This is a genomic window from Pseudomonas putida (genome assembly GCF_028682455.1).
Taxonomy (GTDB): Bacteria; Pseudomonadota; Gammaproteobacteria; order Pseudomonadales; family Pseudomonadaceae; genus Aquipseudomonas; species Aquipseudomonas putida_AA.
The window spans coordinates 1,148,847-1,165,545 of sequence record NZ_JANHLD010000001.1 but is presented as its reverse complement, the minus strand read 5'-3'; the positions used below and the strand labels follow the sequence as shown (position 1 = coordinate 1,165,545).

16 protein-coding genes are annotated in these 16,699 nt (G+C 65.4%); 5 read left to right on the top strand and 11 right to left on the bottom strand.

The genetic code is table 11. The annotated features are described in order from the left end of the window. Positions 1-13: 13 nt before the first annotated feature. Genes NPS58_RS05670 through lexA form a run of 4 tightly spaced genes read right to left on the bottom strand, consistent with a single transcriptional unit; the run spans position 14 to position 5,753 of the window. Positions 14-3,121, bottom strand: coding sequence for an error-prone DNA polymerase (locus NPS58_RS05670; protein WP_274114304.1), 3,108 nt, complete (start codon positions 3,119-3,121; stop codon positions 14-16). After that, positions 3,097-4,509 carry a Y-family DNA polymerase gene (locus NPS58_RS05665; protein ID WP_274114302.1) on the bottom strand — a complete coding sequence of 471 codons (1,413 nt, stop codon included), beginning with the start codon at positions 4,507-4,509 and terminating at the stop codon, positions 3,097-3,099. The genes NPS58_RS05670 and NPS58_RS05665 overlap by 25 nt, the downstream gene beginning before the upstream one ends. A gap of 6 nt (positions 4,510-4,515) precedes the next feature. Continuing rightward, complete coding sequence (gene imuA / locus NPS58_RS05660) at positions 4,516-5,133, bottom strand: translesion DNA synthesis-associated protein ImuA (protein ID WP_274114300.1); 618 nt, start codon at positions 5,131-5,133, stop codon at positions 4,516-4,518. Further along, on the bottom strand, positions 5,133-5,753 hold the full coding sequence (gene lexA, locus NPS58_RS05655) for a transcriptional repressor LexA (RefSeq protein ID WP_274114299.1): 621 nt from the start codon (positions 5,751-5,753) through the stop codon (positions 5,133-5,135). Before lexA ends, imuA begins: the two co-directional genes overlap by 1 nt. A gap of 77 nt (positions 5,754-5,830) precedes the next feature. On the opposite strand from lexA, the gene NPS58_RS05650 reads away from it, so the two are divergent. Beyond that, the gene (locus NPS58_RS05650) at positions 5,831-6,541 is read left to right on the top strand and encodes an HAD family hydrolase (RefSeq protein ID WP_274114297.1); all 711 of its coding nucleotides are present in this window, start codon (positions 5,831-5,833) and stop codon (positions 6,539-6,541) included. A gap of 105 nt (positions 6,542-6,646) precedes the next feature. Beyond that, a complete protein-coding gene (locus NPS58_RS05645; RefSeq protein ID WP_274114295.1) occupies positions 6,647-7,510 on the top strand; it encodes a LysR family transcriptional regulator in 864 nt (287 codons plus the stop codon). Here the strand turns inward: NPS58_RS05645 and NPS58_RS05640 are convergent. Next, the gene (locus NPS58_RS05640; protein WP_274114293.1) at positions 7,484-8,635 is read right to left on the bottom strand and encodes an HPP family protein; all 1,152 of its coding nucleotides are present in this window, start codon (positions 8,633-8,635) and stop codon (positions 7,484-7,486) included. The two genes, NPS58_RS05645 and NPS58_RS05640, sit on opposite strands and share 27 nt — an antisense overlap. Before the next feature lie 209 nt (positions 8,636-8,844). Further along, a complete protein-coding gene (locus NPS58_RS05635; RefSeq protein ID WP_274114292.1) occupies positions 8,845-9,231 on the bottom strand; it encodes a GFA family protein in 387 nt (128 codons plus the stop codon). Positions 9,232-9,320: 89 nt separating this feature from the next. Here NPS58_RS05635 and NPS58_RS05630 point away from each other — a divergent pair, with 89 nt between their 5' ends. Next, positions 9,321-9,989: a class I SAM-dependent methyltransferase gene (locus tag NPS58_RS05630; protein ID WP_274114290.1), complete on the top strand. Its 669-nt coding sequence runs from the start codon at positions 9,321-9,323 to the stop codon at positions 9,987-9,989. A gap of 161 nt (positions 9,990-10,150) precedes the next feature. Here NPS58_RS05630 and ttdB read toward each other — a convergent pair whose 3' ends face one another. The 3 genes from ttdB to NPS58_RS05615 all read right to left on the bottom strand — a co-directional run bounded on the left by ttdB (position 10,151) and on the right by NPS58_RS05615 (position 13,071). After that, complete coding sequence (gene ttdB / locus NPS58_RS05625) at positions 10,151-10,759, bottom strand: L(+)-tartrate dehydratase subunit beta (RefSeq protein WP_274114288.1); 609 nt, start codon at positions 10,757-10,759, stop codon at positions 10,151-10,153. Then, positions 10,756-11,655 (bottom strand): L(+)-tartrate dehydratase subunit alpha, encoded by a 900-nt coding sequence (gene ttdA / locus NPS58_RS05620; protein ID WP_274114287.1) that lies wholly within the window; start codon positions 11,653-11,655, stop codon positions 10,756-10,758. Before ttdA ends, ttdB begins: the two co-directional genes overlap by 4 nt. A gap of 63 nt (positions 11,656-11,718) precedes the next feature. After that, positions 11,719-13,071 (bottom strand): dicarboxylate/amino acid:cation symporter, encoded by a 1,353-nt coding sequence (locus NPS58_RS05615; RefSeq protein WP_274114286.1) that lies wholly within the window; start codon positions 13,069-13,071, stop codon positions 11,719-11,721. A gap of 161 nt (positions 13,072-13,232) precedes the next feature. On the opposite strand from NPS58_RS05615, the gene NPS58_RS05610 reads away from it, so the two are divergent. Both NPS58_RS05610 and NPS58_RS05605 read left to right on the top strand, forming a co-directional pair. Next, positions 13,233-14,144, top strand: coding sequence for a LysR family transcriptional regulator (locus tag NPS58_RS05610; RefSeq protein ID WP_274114284.1), 912 nt, complete (start codon positions 13,233-13,235; stop codon positions 14,142-14,144). 131 nt (positions 14,145-14,275) lie between these two features. Beyond that, positions 14,276-15,418 carry a GGDEF domain-containing protein gene (locus NPS58_RS05605; RefSeq protein WP_274114283.1) on the top strand — a complete coding sequence of 381 codons (1,143 nt, stop codon included), beginning with the start codon at positions 14,276-14,278 and terminating at the stop codon, positions 15,416-15,418. A gap of 10 nt (positions 15,419-15,428) precedes the next feature. Here the strand turns inward: NPS58_RS05605 and NPS58_RS05600 are convergent, their stop codons facing one another. Both NPS58_RS05600 and NPS58_RS05595 read right to left on the bottom strand, forming a co-directional pair. Then, the gene (locus NPS58_RS05600; RefSeq protein WP_274114282.1) at positions 15,429-15,908 is read right to left on the bottom strand and encodes a VOC family protein; all 480 of its coding nucleotides are present in this window, start codon (positions 15,906-15,908) and stop codon (positions 15,429-15,431) included. Between the two features lie 16 nt (positions 15,909-15,924). Beyond that, a complete protein-coding gene (locus NPS58_RS05595; RefSeq protein ID WP_274114281.1) occupies positions 15,925-16,695 on the bottom strand; it encodes an AraC family transcriptional regulator in 771 nt (256 codons plus the stop codon). Between the last annotated feature and the right edge of the window lie 4 nt (positions 16,696-16,699).

Sequence of the window (16,699 nt, the reverse complement as noted above, 5' to 3'; positions counted from 1 at the left end):
CCACCCCGTTGGGTCAATGAAAATCCCGGCTGCGCACCTCCAGCCCCTGCAACAAGGGGCTGAGGTCTTCCAGGCGCTGTGCAATCAGATGCCGCACCCCGCTTTCACTCTCGAGCCTTCCGCTCACCCGCAACAGCCGTGCCCCCACCAGGGCCCGCCGCTGACGCTCGGCCAAGTCGCGCCAGACCACCACGTTGACGTTGCCGAACTCATCTTCCAGGGTCACGAAGGTGACGCCGCTGGCAGTCCCCGGGCGCTGGCGCCCGGTGACCAACCCCGCCACGCTGACCTTGTCGCCGTGCCCGGCCTCCTCCAGCGCCTTCGAACTGCGACAGCCCAACGCATTCAGGCGACCACGCAGCAAGGTCAGCGGATGCGGCCCCAGGGTAGTCCCGACGCTGGCGTAGTCAGCGAACATGTCCTCACTGACCGAGGGCCGTGGCAAGTCCACCGGCACCTCCACGGCAGGCTCCACGGCCGCGAACAACGGCAACTGCGCCTGCACCGCCGCCACCTGCCAGCGAGCCTGGTGGCGGTCGCTGGCAAGGGCGCGCAAGGCGCCGGCATCGGCCAGCAGTTCACGGGCACGGGCATCGAGCTGTGCCCGCAGGCACAGGTCGCTGACATCACGCCAGCCACGCCCGGCACGGGCTTGCTCGATGCGCCGGGCATCGGCCTCACTGAAGCCGCGCACCTGTCGCAGGCCCAGGCGCAGGGCCAGCGCCTGCCCTGCCCCCGGCTCCAGGCTGCAGTCCCAGTCGCTGTGGCACACGTCCACCGGGCGGATCTCGATATGGTGGCGGCGGGCGTCCTGGAGGATCTGGTCAGGGCTGTAGAAGCCCATCGGCCAGCTGTTGATCAGCGCGCAGGCAAAGATCGCCGGTTCATGGCACTTGAGCCAGCAACTGGCATAGGTCAGCAAGGCGAAGCTCGCGGCATGGGACTCGGGAAAGCCATAGCTGCCAAAGCCCTTGATCTGTTCGAAGATGCGTTCGGCAAACTCACTGCTGTAGCCATTGCCACGCATGCCGACGATCAGCCGCTCGCGGTGCGGCTCGAGGCCGCCGTGGCGCTTCCAGGCGGCCATGGCCCGGCGTAGCTGGTCGGCCTCGCCCGCCGAGTAGCCACCGGCAACCATCGCCAGTTCCATGACCTGCTCCTGGAACAGCGGCACCCCCAGGGTGCGCTCGAACACCTTCTTCAACGCAGGCGATGGATAGGTCACTGGTTCCAGGTTCTGGCGCCGCCGCAGGTAGGGGTGGACCATGTCGCCCTGGATCGGCCCGGGGCGCACGATCGCCACCTCGATCACCAGGTCGTAGAAATTCTTCGGCTTGAGCCGCGGCAGCATGGCCATCTGCGCCCGTGACTCGATCTGGAACACCCCGACGGTGTCGGCGCGGCCGATCATTTCATAGGTCGCGGCGCAGTCGGCGGGGACGGTGGCCAGGGTCAGCTCACGGCCACGGTGGCGATACAGCAGGTCGAAACAACGACGCAAGGCCGTGAGCATGCCCAGGGCGAGGATATCGACCTTGAGCAGGCCGACCAGGTCGAGGTCGTCCTTGTCCCACTGGATCACCGTACGCCCGTCCATCGCGGCGTTTTCCACCGGCACCAGGGTGTCCAGGGGCTGCTCGGAAATCACAAAGCCGCCCGGGTGCTGGGACAGGTGCCGGGGAAAGCCGATCAGCTCGCCCGTCAGCGCCAGCACCCGGCGCAGCATCAGGCTGTCGGGATCGAAGCCGGCTTCGCGCAGTTGCTCGGGCGGCGGCAGGCGGTCGCTCCAGCGCCCGCAGCAGTCGGCCAGGGCGTTGATCTGCGCCACCGGCAGGCCCAGCACCCGGGCGATGTCGCGTACCGCGCCGGCGGCATGGTAGGTGCTGGCCACCGCGGTCAAGGCGGCGCGATGGCGACCGTAGCGGCTGAAGACATACTGCAGTACCTCTTCGCGCCGCTCGTGCTCGAAGTCGACGTCGATATCCGGCGGCTCATCACGCTCGCGCGACAGAAAGCGCTCGAACAACAAATGGCTCTTCATCGGGTCCAGCTCGGTGATGCCCAGCACGTAGCACACCACCGAGTTGGCCGCCGAGCCTCGCCCCTGGCAGAGAATGCCCTGGCCACGGGCGAACGTGACGATGTCATGCACGGTGAGGAAGTAGCTTTCGTAGTTCAGCTCGGCGATCAGTTCGAGCTCATGCTCCAGGGTCGCGCGAGCCTGCTCTTCGATGCCCCTCGGCCAGCGCCGGCGCTGCCCCTGCTCGCACTGGTGGCGCAGCCAGCTGCTGGCCGTCTGGCCAGCCGGGACCAGCTCGCGGGGGTATTGGTAGCACAGCTGGCTCAGGTCGAAACGGCAGCGCTCGGCAATGCGCTGGGTTTCGTCGAGCAAGGCCTGTGGGTAGAGCTCGGCCAGTTGCGCCAGCGGGCGCAGGTGACGCTCGCCATTGGCGAACAGGCGTTGCCCGGCCTCGGCCACGGTGCAGTGGTGACGGATGGCCGTCATGCTGTCTTGCAGGGCGCGGCGCCCCCGGGCGTGCATGTGCACATCCCCTGCCGCCACGACGCGGATCTGCAACGCCTCGGCCAGGGCCTGCATCTGCTGCAGGCGCAGCCCATCGTCGGCGCCACGGTGCAGCTCGACCGCCAGCCACAGGCGCTCGGCGAAACGCTCGCGCAACCAGTGCCCGGTGGCCCTGTCATCGGCGTGACCATCCGGCACCCACAGGGCCAGCAGCCCCTCAAGCGGCGCCTCGAAATCGTCGCGCAGCAACTGGTACGTGCCCTTTTGCGCCCGCCGCCGGCCCAGGGTGATCAACCGGCACAGGTGCTGGTAACCGGTCAGGTTCTCGGCCAGCAGCACCAGCTTGGGCCCCTGGTGCAGGCGCACTTCGCTGCCGACGATCAGGGCCAGGTCGACGGCCCTGGCCGCCTGCCAGGCCCGCACGATTCCCGCCAGGGTGCATTCGTCGGTGATGGCCAGGGCCTGGTAGCCGTGCTGGCGGGCGCGCTCGAACAACTCCCGGGCGCTGGAGGCGCCACGCTGGAAGCTGAAATTCGACAGGCAGTGCAGTTCGGCGTAGCCCTGGAGCGCGCTCATGCAAACCAGCCCTGCAGCCACAGCGGACCATCCTCACCCAGGTTGCGGTAGGCCCAGGCATACAGCCCGGTCGGGGTCTGTACCCGGTAGTAGTCGCGGCGTATGTCACCGCCATCCCACCAGCCGGACTCGATCCGCTCGGCCCCCGTCAGCAGCTGCACCCCCACCCCCGGCAAGGCCTGGGGCTCGGCCAGCAGCCAGCCCGGGCGCGGCGCACTGGGCGCTGGCGGCAGCTTGGCGGCGCTGTCCAGGCGCCAGGCGCACTCGGGGCGATGATCGTCCTGGGCCGCGAGGTTGCGTACCGCGCTGTCACCCAGGCGTGCGCGCAGGCGTTCGCGCAACTGCTCCCAGGGCTGATTCTGCTGCGGGCGCGGGTCGAACAGTTCGCTGTGTTGCGGCACAAAGGCCGGCAGGTCTTCGGCCAGCAGGCGCAGGTTGCGCACCGGCGCGCCCAGTTGCAGTTGCTCCAGGCGCCCACGGGCCAGTTCGAAGAGCATCTGCGGGTCACGCTCGGCAGCCAGCAGGCCGACGGCCACACAGGTGTCGGGACCTTCGCCGTGCTCCAGGTGCAGGGTGAAGCGCTGCACGCCACTGTCGCGCCCGGCCAGGAAAGCGGCCAGGTCGTTGATCAGGCGGCGCATCGGAAAGAGCAGGGCCTGGTGCGACTCCACATCAAAATTCAGCTCCAGGCGGGCATCGAAACGATCCGGCGGTAGGTAGAACGCCAAGGCCATGGGCCGCACCCCGAGCAAGCGGTCCAGGTGCAACTGCACCGGGGCGGCGAAACGCCGGGCCAGGGCCTGGCGCGGCAACGCCATGACCTGGCCGAGCCGGCGCAGGCCCATGCGCGCAAAGGCGCTGGCCGCCTGTTCAGGCAAGCCGACCCGCTCGATGGGCAGTTGCTCGAGGGCGGCGCGGGTCTGTTCGGGATCGGTGAGCGCCAGGCCGTCATGACAGTTGGCAAGCATGCGCGCGGCCACCGGGTTGCTGGCCAGCACGATACGGTGGCGAAACCCCAGGGCACCGAGCTCGGCCCGCAGGCGCGCCTCGAATGCCGGCCAGGGCCCGAACAGCCCCAGGCTGGACTCGACCTCGAGCAGCAGCACCCGCGGGTAATGCAGGCTGACCTGGGAGCTGAAGCGATAGGCCCAGGCGGCGAGCAGTTGCTGTAGCGGCTCGATGGCGGCCGGGTCGTGGTCAACGCAGGTGAAATGCCCCGCCAGCGCCTGGGCGGTGGTCAACGGCTGGCCGGCGCGCAAGCCCAGGGCGGCGGCGGCCGCGTTGACCGCCTGCAGCACCCGGCGCTGGGGCGGCCCGCTGAGCAGCACCAGCGGCGTGTCGGGATCGTCGCGCCCGCGCAGCACGGCGTCGAGTGCCAGCTGCGGCAGCAGGATACAGGCCCAGAGCATGATCCATCAGCCTCGCCCGGGGCAGGCAATGGGCATGGCCGGAGCCAGCCCGCCCCGGCACTTGAGCACCCGCCACTGGGCCGGGCGGGCATCGACGGCAATGCGCAACGCCGCCGGCGAAGGGTTGAGCGCAGCCTGCATCGGACGCAGGGCAAAGGCCAGGGCCTGGCCGCTTTCGGCCGCTACCTGCAAGCGGCGCAAGGCGCGGTCGTCGGCCTTGTGCGGCCAGCACAGTACCGCGCCGCAACTGCCCGAGCGCAGGCACTGCTCGGCGGCCCAGAGCACCTCGCCCGGGTGCGCCTGGACCAGGGCAATGTACTGCAGGTCGACCCCGGCGGCCTGCCAGGCAGGTGCGTAGGGCACGAAGGGCGGTGCAACCAGCACTACCCGTTCGCCACCGGCGGTCAACCGCGCCAGGCTTGGCCACAGCAGGTGCAGCTCGCCACAGCCCTCGGCGGCCAGCAGCACCTCGGTGAGCGCACCTGCTGGCCAGCCGCCACCCGGCAGCGCCGCATCCAGCACCGCATGGCCGGTGGGCTGCAGCCCCGGGGGCTGCGCCTGGGGGCGGCCCTTCCAGACGCGCTGCTGGTCGAGCAGCCCGTCGAGGCTGACCACGGCGCCCATCAGCCGCGCCTCACCAGGCCGCAGAACACGCCTTCGATGACGAAGTCCTGGCCTGGGCCAATGTCGATCGGTGCATAGGCCGGGTTGCGTGGCAGCAGGCGGTAATGCCGGGCGCTGACCCGCTCGAAGCGCTTGATGGTCACCTCACCCTCCAGGCGCGCGACGATGATCTGCCCGTCGCGGGCCTCGGCCTGTTGCTTGATGCCGACCAGGTCGCCGTCGAGGATGCCGTCGTCGAGCATCGAGTCGCCACGCACCTTGAGCAGGTAGTCGGGCGAGCGGCTGAACAGGTGGGCATCGAGCATGAGTTGCTCGTGGATGTCGACGTCGGGACCGATCGGCCGCCCCGCCGCCACCTGGCCCAATACCGGGATCTCCAGCACCTCGGGGCGGCGCAAGGCACCGGCCAGGCGAATGCCCCGGGCCTGGTTGGGCGTGACCTCGATGAAACCGGCCTCGCACAGGGCCTGGATGTGCTTGCGCGCCACGCTGCGCGAGGCAAAGCCGAAGGCCGTGGCGATATCGGCCAGGCTCGGCGGCTGGCCGTGATCGGCGATGCGGTCGCGGATGAACGTGAGGATAGCGCTGCGTTTGGGCGATAAAGTATTCATGGAGTACATTTGTACTCTTTTCGTCTCCCGCTGACCAGCCCCCTTGATCGGGTTATGCTGGACAGCCTTTGCAGCGGACCCCCGACATGCTTGAAGCCCTGTTGTTCGACCTCGACGGCACCCTGACCGATACCGACAACCTCCACCTGCTGGCCCTGCAACAGCTGTTGCGTGAAGAAGGCCGGGAGCTGACCGAAGCCGAATTCGACGCCCACGTCAGCGGCCGGGCCAACGCCGACCTGTGCCGCTACCTGTTCCCCGACCGGCCGCTGGCCGCGCACCAGGCCTTCGCCGATCTCAAGGAGGCACGCTTTCGTGCCCTGTCGCCGACCCTGCAACCCACCGCCGGCCTGCTGCGCCTGCTTGAACATGCCGAACGGCACGGCATCGGCATGGCCGTAGTCACCAATGCGCCGCGGGCCAATGCCGAGCACATGCTCGAGGCGATGGCTCTGGGTGGGCGTTTCGAACATGTGCTGGTGGCTGAAGAACTGGCCCGTGCCAAGCCGGATCCGCTGCCCTACCTCACCGGCCTTGAGCGGCTTGGCACGCGCGCGGCGCATGCCCTGGCGTTCGAGGATTCGGTACCGGGAGTGACTGCTGCCAGCGCTGCGGGGATCTTCACGGTGGGAATCTCTACCAGCCAGTCTGCCGAGGCCCTGCAGGCGGCCGGAGCACAACTGGTGGTGGCCGATTTTGAAGACGCGCGGCTGTGGGAATTGATCCAGGCCCGCCGTGTGGGAGCCGGGCTTGCCGGCGATCGGCCGCACAGCGGCCGTAATCCAGACGACGCTTGATGTGCAGGCTGTAGTGGCCTCATCGCGGGGCGAAGACAATTGCCCCCTGCCCCATTTCGGTGCCAACACACTAGAATGGGCAACCTTCCCCACCCGGCAACCTCCATGGATATCGAGCTGGCCCGCACTTTTCTTGAAATCGTCCGCAGCGGCAGCCTGGTCTCCGCCGCCGAACGCTTGCACGTCACCCAGACCGCCATTACCGCCCGGGTGCAGAAACTCGAACAACAATTGGCCTGCCAGTTGTTCATCCGCAGCCGCAGCGGCGCCAGCCTCACGGCCGATGGCGAAGCCTTCGTGGTGTATGCCAATCAGCTGGTTCAAACCTGGGAAGCAGCCCGCCGCGACCTGCCGTTGCCCCAGGGCTGCCACCAGGTGCTGCACATCGGCGGCGAAGTGAGCCTGGGCAATCCGATGGTGCTGGGTTGGGTCAGTGCCCTGCACCGGGCGATGCCCAGCCATGCCATTCGCAGTGAAGTCAGCGACGGCGAATCGCTGCTGCGCAAGGTAGAAATGGGCGTGCTCGACGCCGTGCTGGTCTACCAGCCCACCTATGGCCCCGGCCTGCAAGTGGAGCAACTGATGGAAGAAAAGCTGATTCGCGTGCGCCGCAAGGACAAGCCCGAACCCTACATCTACATCGACTGGGGCCAGGCCTTTCGCCGCCAGCACGATGCCGCCCTGCCCGAGTGCGCGCGCCCGGCCCTGAGTTTCAACCTCGGCCCGCTGGCGCTGCAGTACATTCTCGAACATGGCGGCAGCGGCTACTTCCGTACCCGGGTGGTCCAGGCCTACCTGGACAGCGGCGTGTTCGAACGCGTGCCGCAAGCCCCGGAATTCACCTACCCCACCTACCTGGTCTACGCCCGCGAGCGCGACAGCCAGGCCCTGCAACAGGCGATCAGCGTGCTGCAGCAGGTGGTGGCCAGTGAAAGCGACTGGTCACAACGCTGGGACCCGGTCATCTGAACGCACCGGCGAGCTGAGCACATGCCGCTTGAGCCCGGCGATCAGGTCGGTCTGGGTGATCACGCCGACCAACTGCTCACCGTCCATTACCGGCAAGCAATGCAGCCCCTGTTCACTGAGCAGCGGAATCAGCGCCACGGCGGGCTCATCGCTGCGCACGGTGACCACCGGCCGGCTCATGATCTGCTCGAGCACGACCTTCGGTTGCCGACCGAACAGCCCGCGCCAGCTGAAACGTGCCTGGGACATCGCCGGTCCGACCAGGTCGCTCAAGCTGACAATCCCCACCAACCGACGCGTGTCATCCAGCACCGGCAGGGTCTTCAAATGGTGGCTCGACAGCTGCTGCCACGCCTCCTGCAAGGTGGTTCTCGGCGTGGCCTGCTGCACATCGCGCGACATCACCGACGCGGCGGTAATCCCGCCCAGACTGCGCTGCAAGGCATGCTGCTCGGTGGCCAGGATGATCCGCTCAAGCTCGTCGCGGGTCACATCGACAAACTCGCCCAGTTCTTCCAGGGCATGGTCCAGGTCTGCCCCGCTGACCCCCACCCGCTCGGCGGGCACGGTATCGGCGGTGTGGTGCAGGTCTTTGCGCGGCACCGCCGTTTTCGGATAGCGCACCCCCGTCAGGCGGTTGTAGATCACCGCTACGGCCACCAGCACCAGGGCGTTGAGCATGATCGGCTCGAACACCTGATTGCCCATCGACGCCAGGGACGAGTCGGCCAGCACCACGCTCACTGCCACCCCACCGCCAGGCGGATGCAGGCAGCGCAGCAGGCACATCACCCCGATCGCCAGCCCCAGCGCCAATGCCGCCACCCACAGCGCCGAGCCAAACCAGTGGTGCAGCACCAGGCCGACCACCGTGGCGCAGGCATAACTGCCGACAAAGGGCCAAGGCTGTGCCAGGGCGCCGGAATGCACGGCAAACAACAGCACGGCCGAAGCGGCCAGGGGGCCGAGCAAGTGCAGCGCCACCGTGGCACCAAATGCCTGGCTGCAGGCCAGGCCCGCGAGCAACAGGCCGAGCAATGCGCCAATACTTGCGCGAACGCATTCTTTGAAGGGGATGTTCAGTGGGGCCGGCAGCAGCCGGTGGAGCAGACCGCGGGTAAACATGGGGAACGAGGTACCTGGCAGTAAAAAAAGCCCGGCCAAAGCGGCTGGGCTGAGTATCGCGGGGGCAATACCTAATGGGCTCCGTCCGTGGAGATGGAATCTTGAAGGGTTCCAGCGTGGCAGGGATTCTGCCGGGGATGCGCCTGGCGGTGGTAATTCAAAAAAATGCAGGCTGGCTGCATTTTTTTGAGGTGTAGGTCACCCCAAGCCTACGACCGCCCCTTGTCGTCACGATCACGCGGGTATCGCCGAGCCAGCGCGAACGCCGGCAACCAGGACTCGCGCCGGATAACCCAGCTTTCATAGGTGGGCACCAGTTGGTCCGGGGAATCCAGCGACCCCAGGTTCACCTCGACTTCGTCGGCGCTGCGGGCATAAACGGACGACCCGCAGCGCGGGCAGAAAAACCGCCCGGCATAGTCGCGTGTTTCGCCCTCGATGGTTACCGCATCCTCCGGGAAAATCGCGCTGGCATGAAACAGCGCGCCATGATGCTTGCGACAATCCAGGCAGTGGCAGATGCCCACCCGGTAAGGATGCCCGGTTGCCACGAGGCGTACGTTGCCGCATAGGCACCCTGCGGTGTAGTGGTCCATGCTGACCTCCCGAACGGTGGTTATCGGAATTTGTAAAAATAGCAGCCTATGCTTGAACCCATCCCACCTTCCCTATTTCGGACACTCGAATGCCCAGCCCCGAAACCACCCTCCTGCAAAGCTGGCACCACAACGCCCTGCCCTGGATCGACGCGGTGCGCAGCGGCGCCATCGAAAGCCGTCGCCAGGTCACCGACCAGGCCATCCTGCTGGCGGTGCTGAGCCGCCAGCCTGAGCGCGTACTCGACCTGGGCTGCGGTGAAGGCTGGCTATTGCGCGCGCTGGCTGACCGGGGCATCGAAGCGGTCGGCGTGGATGGCGATGCGACCCTGGTCAAGGCGGCGCAAGCGGCAGGCTCCCGGCAGGTGCAGGTGGCCAGCTACGAGGCACTGGCCGCCGCCACGGTGGACATCGGTCGCGACTACGACCTGGTCTGCGCCAACTTCGCCCTGCTGCACCAGGACATCATCCCGCTGCTGAGCGCCCTGCATGCCCTGCTCGCCCCGACTGGCATGCTGCTGATCCAGACCCTGCACCCCTGGGCTGTCGCGGCGGGTGACTACCAGGATGGCTGGCGCGAAGAGACTTTTGCCGGGTTCCCGGGGCAGTGGCAGCCCATGCCGTGGTACATGCGCACCCTGTCCAGCTGGATCAACGCGCTGGACATGGCCGGCTTCTCGCTGGCCAGCCTGCAGGAGCCACAACATCCACAAAGCCCGGTGCCGCAATCACTGCTGATGGTCGCCGAGCGCCGCTAGCCCAGCGCGGCCCCCGCGATGATCAACGGCGGATCGACGATCACCCTATGCTCGGGTTCGACCCGGCACCCCTTGGCCGATATCACCCAGGCGGCGGGCTACCGGCATTTGCAGTGACCCAGAAGCGGCCACGTCGTCCCTGGCATGGCCGCCGCGACGGGCTATTTGATGAAGCGAACCTGGCTGTTGATCTTCTCGATCACCGCGCCCTTGCGTTCGTTGAAGCGCAGCTTGTTCTGTTCGAACAGGTTGTTGCCCTTGGTATCGATGGAAATGATCAGCGGGCCGAACTCTCGCACCCGGTTGACCCACAGCGTTTCCGGCATGCCCAGGTCCTGCCACTCGGCCCGCTCGATTTCCTCGACCTGGGTGGCGGCCAGCACTGCGCAGCCGCCTGGGAACACGGCGTGTACGGCTTTGTTCTCCAGGCAGCCGGTGGTGGTCTCCGGGCCCATGCCGCCCTTGCCGACGATCAGCTTGACGCCGGTTTCCTCGATGAATTGCTTCTCGAACTTCTCCATGCGCATGCTGGTGGTCGGCCCGATGGAGACCATCTCGAAGCTGCCGTCATCCTTTTTGCGCACAATGGGCCCGGCGTGGAAGATCGCGCCACCGCGCAAGTCCACCGGCAGTTCGCGCTTGAGTTCGATCAGCCGGCGGTGGGCTACGTCGCGGCAGGTCACCAACTGGCCGGTCAGGTACACCACATCACCGACGTTGAGGGCCGCCAGGTCTTCGTCCTTGATCGGCGTGGTCAGGATCTTTTTCACAGAACTACTCCTTCGTGGGAGAGGATGTCGTAGGTCAGGTCGGCATTGATGCGGATCTTGCCGCGGCGGTGCGCCCAGCATCCGGTCGATACCGCCACTCCGATGGTCGAGGGGTGACGGGCGGAGGACTCGATGTTCACCCCCATCACGCTGCTGTTACCGGTCAACCCCTGCGGACCGATGCCGATTTCGTTGAGGCCGTCTTCCAGCAAGCGCTCCATCATTGCCGCGCTCTCGTTGGGGTGGCTGGAATCCACCGGACGCAGGATGGCGCGCTTGGAGAGACGCGCCGCCGTCTCCACCGAGGTCGAGACCCCGACCCCCACCAACAGGGGTGGGCAGGCGTTGACACCGCGCGAGGTGATGACGTCGAAGACGAACTCGGTGACCCCTTCATAGCCCTGGCCCGGCATCAGTACCTTTGCCGAACCTGGCAGGGTGCAGCCCCCACCGGCCATGTACACGTCGATCAGTGCATAGTCGGCATCGGGGATGATTTCCCAGTCCAGCCAGGGAATCTTCGAGCCGGTGTTGGTCCCGGTGTTCTTCTCGATGAAGGTTTCTACCGCGTTGTGACGCAGCGGGCCCTTGATGGTCGCTTCCAGGGTAGCGTTTTCGAGGATGCCTTCCAGCTCGCTGAGCAGCGGAAACCTGGCGCCCGCCGAGATGAAGTACTGGATGACTCCGGTGTCCTGGCAGCTCGGACGGTCCAGCTTGTCGGCATATTCCTGGTTATCGGCCATCGAGTCGTACACGGCGATGGCCAGCGGGTTGGTTTCTGCGGCCCGCAACTTTGCGGTTTTTTCCTTGACGTCCTTTGGCAGGCGTTTGCCGATGTAGGCGGTAAATTTCGCCATCGTATCGGTGAGCGAAAGCACAGCTGATTCTTTGTCCACGGTTATTCTCCTTACGGCATTACAAGGCGGGTCATTGCAGGTATCGAAAGCACACCGCGCGGTTCAGGCGCTGGTGGCTGTGGTGACCGGTTTCACGGTCGGGTTCAACGTTTGCGATTCTTGGGACTGGGACTGGGGCTGGGCTTGCTCTGGTACGGTCCGGCCATCGAGCACCTGGCCCATGCGCGCCGTGTCGAGTGCACCCACCCACTTGGCGATGGCCAGGGTGCCGACCGCGTTGCCGATGGTGTTGGTGATGGCCCGGGCCTCGGACATGAAGCGGTCGACGCCCAGCAGCAAGACCATGCCGGCGACCGGAATGTTGTCGAGCGATGCCAGGGTGGCGGCCAGGGTGATGAAGCCAGAGCCGGTTACCCCCGCCGAACCCTTGGAGGTCAGCAACAACACGCCGAGCACGATCAACTGGTCGGTCAGGGTCAACGGGGTGTTGGTGGCCTGGGCGATGAAAATCGCTGCCATGGTGTAGTAGATGCATTGGCCGTCAGGGTTGAAGGTCAGCCCTGATGGAATCACCAGCCCCACTACCGGCTTGGCAACACCGACCTTCTCCAGCTTGTTCATCAGTTGCGGAACCACCGATTCCGACGAACTGGTGCCCAGTACGGTAAACAGCTCTTCCTTGATGTACTTGAGGAACTTCCACAGGCTGAAACCGGACAGGCGGGCAATGAAGCCGAGGATGAACACCACGAACAGGAAGCAGGTCACATACATGGTGGCCATCAACTTGCCGAGCGAAACGATCGACCCCAGCCCGTATTTACCCACGGTGAACGCCATTGCACCGCACGCGGCCAGCGGAGCGACTCGCATCACCATGCCAACGATGTGGAACATGCCGTGGGAAAAGGCTTCCAGCACATCGACCATGGGTTTGCCACGCGGCCCCAGGTGCGACAGTGCGATACCGAACAGGGTCGAGAACAGCAGGATCGGCAGGATTTCGTTCTTGGCGAACGCCTCCGTCACGCTTGCCGGAATGACCTTCAGCAGAAAGTCGATGAAGCCACCGGAGTCACTGGCCGCCGCCGAGGTGTAGTTGGCAATGCTCTGGGTATCGAGGGTGGCGGGATCGACGTTCATGCCTTGGCCTGGCTGCACGAAGTTGACCACGATCAGGCCCAGGATCAGGGCAAAGGTCGAAAGCACCTCGAAATAGATCAGCGCCCTGATGCCGACCCGGCCAAGCTCCTTCATGTTCTCCATCTTGGCGATGCCGAGCACGACGGTGGCAAAAATGATGGGGGCGAAGACCATGTTGATCAGTTTGATGAAGGCATCGCCCAGGGGTTTGAGGTCGACGCCGACCTGAGGCCAGAACACGCCGAGCAGGATGCCGACGGTCACGCCGATCAGCACCTGGACATACAACTTGCCGATGAATCGCTTGGCCATTGTCTTCTCCGCATTATTGTTGTGAGTCGGATTTTGAGTGGCGGCGGGGCCCGGTAACGGCCCCAGATTATTTGTGGGTAATCACGGGGGCCAAAGGTAATGGTTTTTTTTAAATGCAGTAATACAATGAAATTCACTTCATTATTTACCTGAGGTTAAGTATGAATCCGGTCTCGGAACTGGCCTTTTTCGCCTTGCTGGTAAGGGTCGGGAGCCTGGCTGCAACTGCACGCGAACTGAACCTCACGCCGCCGGCGGTAACCAAGCGCCTGGCCCAGCTGGAGCAGCGCCTGGGCGTACGCCTGCTCAATCGCACCACGCGCAGCATCAGCCTCACCGCCGAGGGCGAGACCTACCTGATCAATGCGCAGCGGATTCTGGGTGAGATCGAAGAAATGGAACGCCAGGTGTCCAGCAGCCGGGCCGAACCCAAGGGGCTGCTGCGGGTGAATGCCCCCTTGGGGTTTGGTCGCACCCACGTCGGCCCGGCGGTGTCTTCGTTTGCCAGGCGCTACCCGGACGTCGAGGTGCAGCTGCAACTGACCGACCGCCCCATCAACCTGCCGGACGATGCCATCGACGTGGCCATCCGCTTCGGCGAACTGCCCGACTCGCGATTGATCGCGCGCAAGATCGCGGCCAACCGTCGGCGGCTGTGCGCGGCACCTGCTTATCTGCAGGCTCATGGACACCCGCAGACTCCCAGGGACCTGGTGCAGCACAACTGCATCGTGCTACGCCAGAACGACGCAGCCTTTGGCAGTTGGCGGTTGAGCCGGGGCAAGCAGACCGAGTCGGTCAAGGTACGAGGCAGCCTGAGTACCAACGACGGCGAGGTGGCGTTGAACTGGGCACTCGATGGCCACGGGATCTTGATGCGCGCCGAGTGGAATCTCGCCGGCCACCTGCGCTCGGGCCGCCTGGTGGAGGTGCTGGGGGACTATGAAACTCCGCCTGCGGATATCTATGCGGTGTACCTGGAGCGGCTGAACCTGTCGGCCAAGGTGTCGCTGTTCATTGAGCACCTGCGGGATTTCTTCCACCGCAACGCCGACGAATCGGCATGGCGGTAGGAGCGGGCTTGCCCTACGATAGCAACCAAGTGGCATATTGCTATCTAGCGGCAATCCCGCGCCTACACCAGGCCCCTTCAAACGCTTACAATCAGCCGCCTCGCCCACCCATTTGACCGTCCCGTGAAGCCATGACGCTCGATCCCTCCACCCTGTTGACGCTTTCCGTCGCCCTGGCAGCGGCCGCGGCCCTGTACCTGGCGATCGAGTGGCGCAGCATTCGCGAGCCCTCGCTGCTGTTCTGGAGCGCAGGCTTTGCCACCATAGCCGTGGGCTCGACATTGGCCCTGCTGCGCGGCAGCGGCCTGATTCTGATCGGCATCTGGTTCGCCAACGGCCTGCTGGTCACCGCGCACTGGTTGTTTCTGCTGGGCGTCGCGCGCTTCACCCAGACGCAACTGTCGCGTGCCTGGTACCTGATCTTCGTCGCCTGGCTGGCACTGTTGCTATTGCCCGGCGAGCAACCTTGGTCGAAGGTCACGCTGGTGGTCAACTCGTTGCTGGTGGCCGTGGTGACCCTCAGGGCCAGCTTCCTGCTGCGCCCCCATGGCAAGTCATTGAGCGTGGGCGCCGTTCAATTGCGCTATGTGCTGCTGGCCCACGGGCTGTTCTACCTGGCCAAGACCATACCCGCCATCGTCCCCGGAACGCTGATCGACCTCACGGCCTTTCGCGGCGAGATCATCCAGATTTCCCTGGTCGAAGGCGCGATGGCGATCATGCTCATCGCATTGTCGATGACCGGCACCGAGCGGCACCGCCGTGAGCAGCAAATCGAGCGCCTGGCTGCGCGCGATCCATTGACCGCGCTGTACAACCGCCGCGCCCTGGACAAACGCGCACCTGGCCTGCTCAAAAGCGTTTCCAGCACCCGGCCCGGTGCGTTGTTGCTGATCGATATCGACAACTTCAAGCTGGTCAACGACCACTATGGGCATACCGCGGGTGACCGCCTGCTGGTGACGTTGAGCGAGATGATCCGCGCGGTGCTGCCCGAAGACGCCCTGGCGGCCCGGCTTGGGGGCGATGAGTTCATCATCGTGCTGGGCAATGCCTCGAACGAGCGCATCGAAGAGCTGGGCAGCCTGTTGCGCGACCGGTTTCATGCCGCCACTTCCGGGTTCATGACGCCTGCGCCGGTAACCTTGAGCATTGGCGCCAACCTGTTCGAGCAGCCACCGGAGCGACTGGAAGCCTTGATCGAACAGAGTGATGCGGCGCTGTATGCCTCCAAGCGTGGCGGACGCAACAGCATCCGGGTAAACCGCAGCTGAGCGCTGCCGCTCACCCCCTGACCGCTGCCTCGATGGCCGCAATGTCGATCTTGGTCATGGTCATCATCGCCTCGAACGCACGCTTGGCGGCGGCACGGTCTGGCTGGGTGTAGGCCTCGGTCAACACCCGCGGAGTGATCTGCCACGACAGTCCCCATTTGTCCCGGCACCAGCCGCAGGCGCTCTCTTCGCCGCCGTTATCGACGATCGCGTGCCACAGGCGGTCGGTCTCTGCCTGGTCGTCGGTGGCCACCTGGAACGAGAACGCCTCGCTGTGCTTGAACATCGGCCCGCCATTGAGGCCCAGGCAAGGGATGCCCATCACCGTGAATTCGACGGTCAGCACATCGCCCTGCTGGCCGGCCGGATAGTCGCCTGGGGCCAGGTGGACGGCGCCCACGGCGCTGTCGGGGAAGGTCTTGGCGTAGAACGTTGCTGCCTCCAGTGCGTCGCCTTCGTACCAGAGACAAATAGTATTTTTGCTGATCATCCGGGTTCTCCATTCTCTACTTGAAGAAGTGGCTGGGGGTCGTGCCGAACTGCTTCTTGAACATGGTAGTGAACGCGCTGGGGCTGTCGTAGCCAAGCTCGGTGGCCACATCGATGATCTTGCCGCCCACCGCAATCCGCTCAAGGGCCAGCAGCAAGCGCGCTTGCTGGCGCCACTGGCCGAAGGTCATGCCGGTCTCCTTGCGAAATAGCCGCTGGATGGTTTTCTCGTCAAGGTTCAACCACACGCTCCATTGCGACAAGGTCGATCCGTCGCCTGGGTCAGTTTGCAGGGTAGAACAGATGCGCTGCAGGCGCGGGTCACTCGGCTGCGGCAGGTGCAGGGGCAAGGTCGGCAAGACTTGCAGTTCATCGAGGATCAGGCGCAGAACCCGCGCCTCTCGCGAGTCGGCCGCACAGGGCTGGGCGATGCCGACCGAGGCTTTGATCAGCTCGCTGAGCAGCGGTGAAATACTCACTGTACGGGTTTCGTCGGGCAACTGGAGCCGCTCATCGGGCTGCACGAAAACACTGCGCATCTTTACCTCGCCAATGCAGCGGATCCAGTGCACGTGCCCCTTGGGCATCCAGATGCCCCGGCTGGGCGGGACGGTCCACTGATGCAGGGCCGAATGCACGACCATGACGCCCTCGATGGCATAGATCAGTTGATGCTTGCGGTGGGAATGGGGCGCGATGAAGCGGTTTTCCGGATAGTCGGTGGCTCTGCTGCGCACCGCCCAGGGGCCGTCGTCGATTTCTTGCAGGATTACAGCCAACGGCTTCATCGTC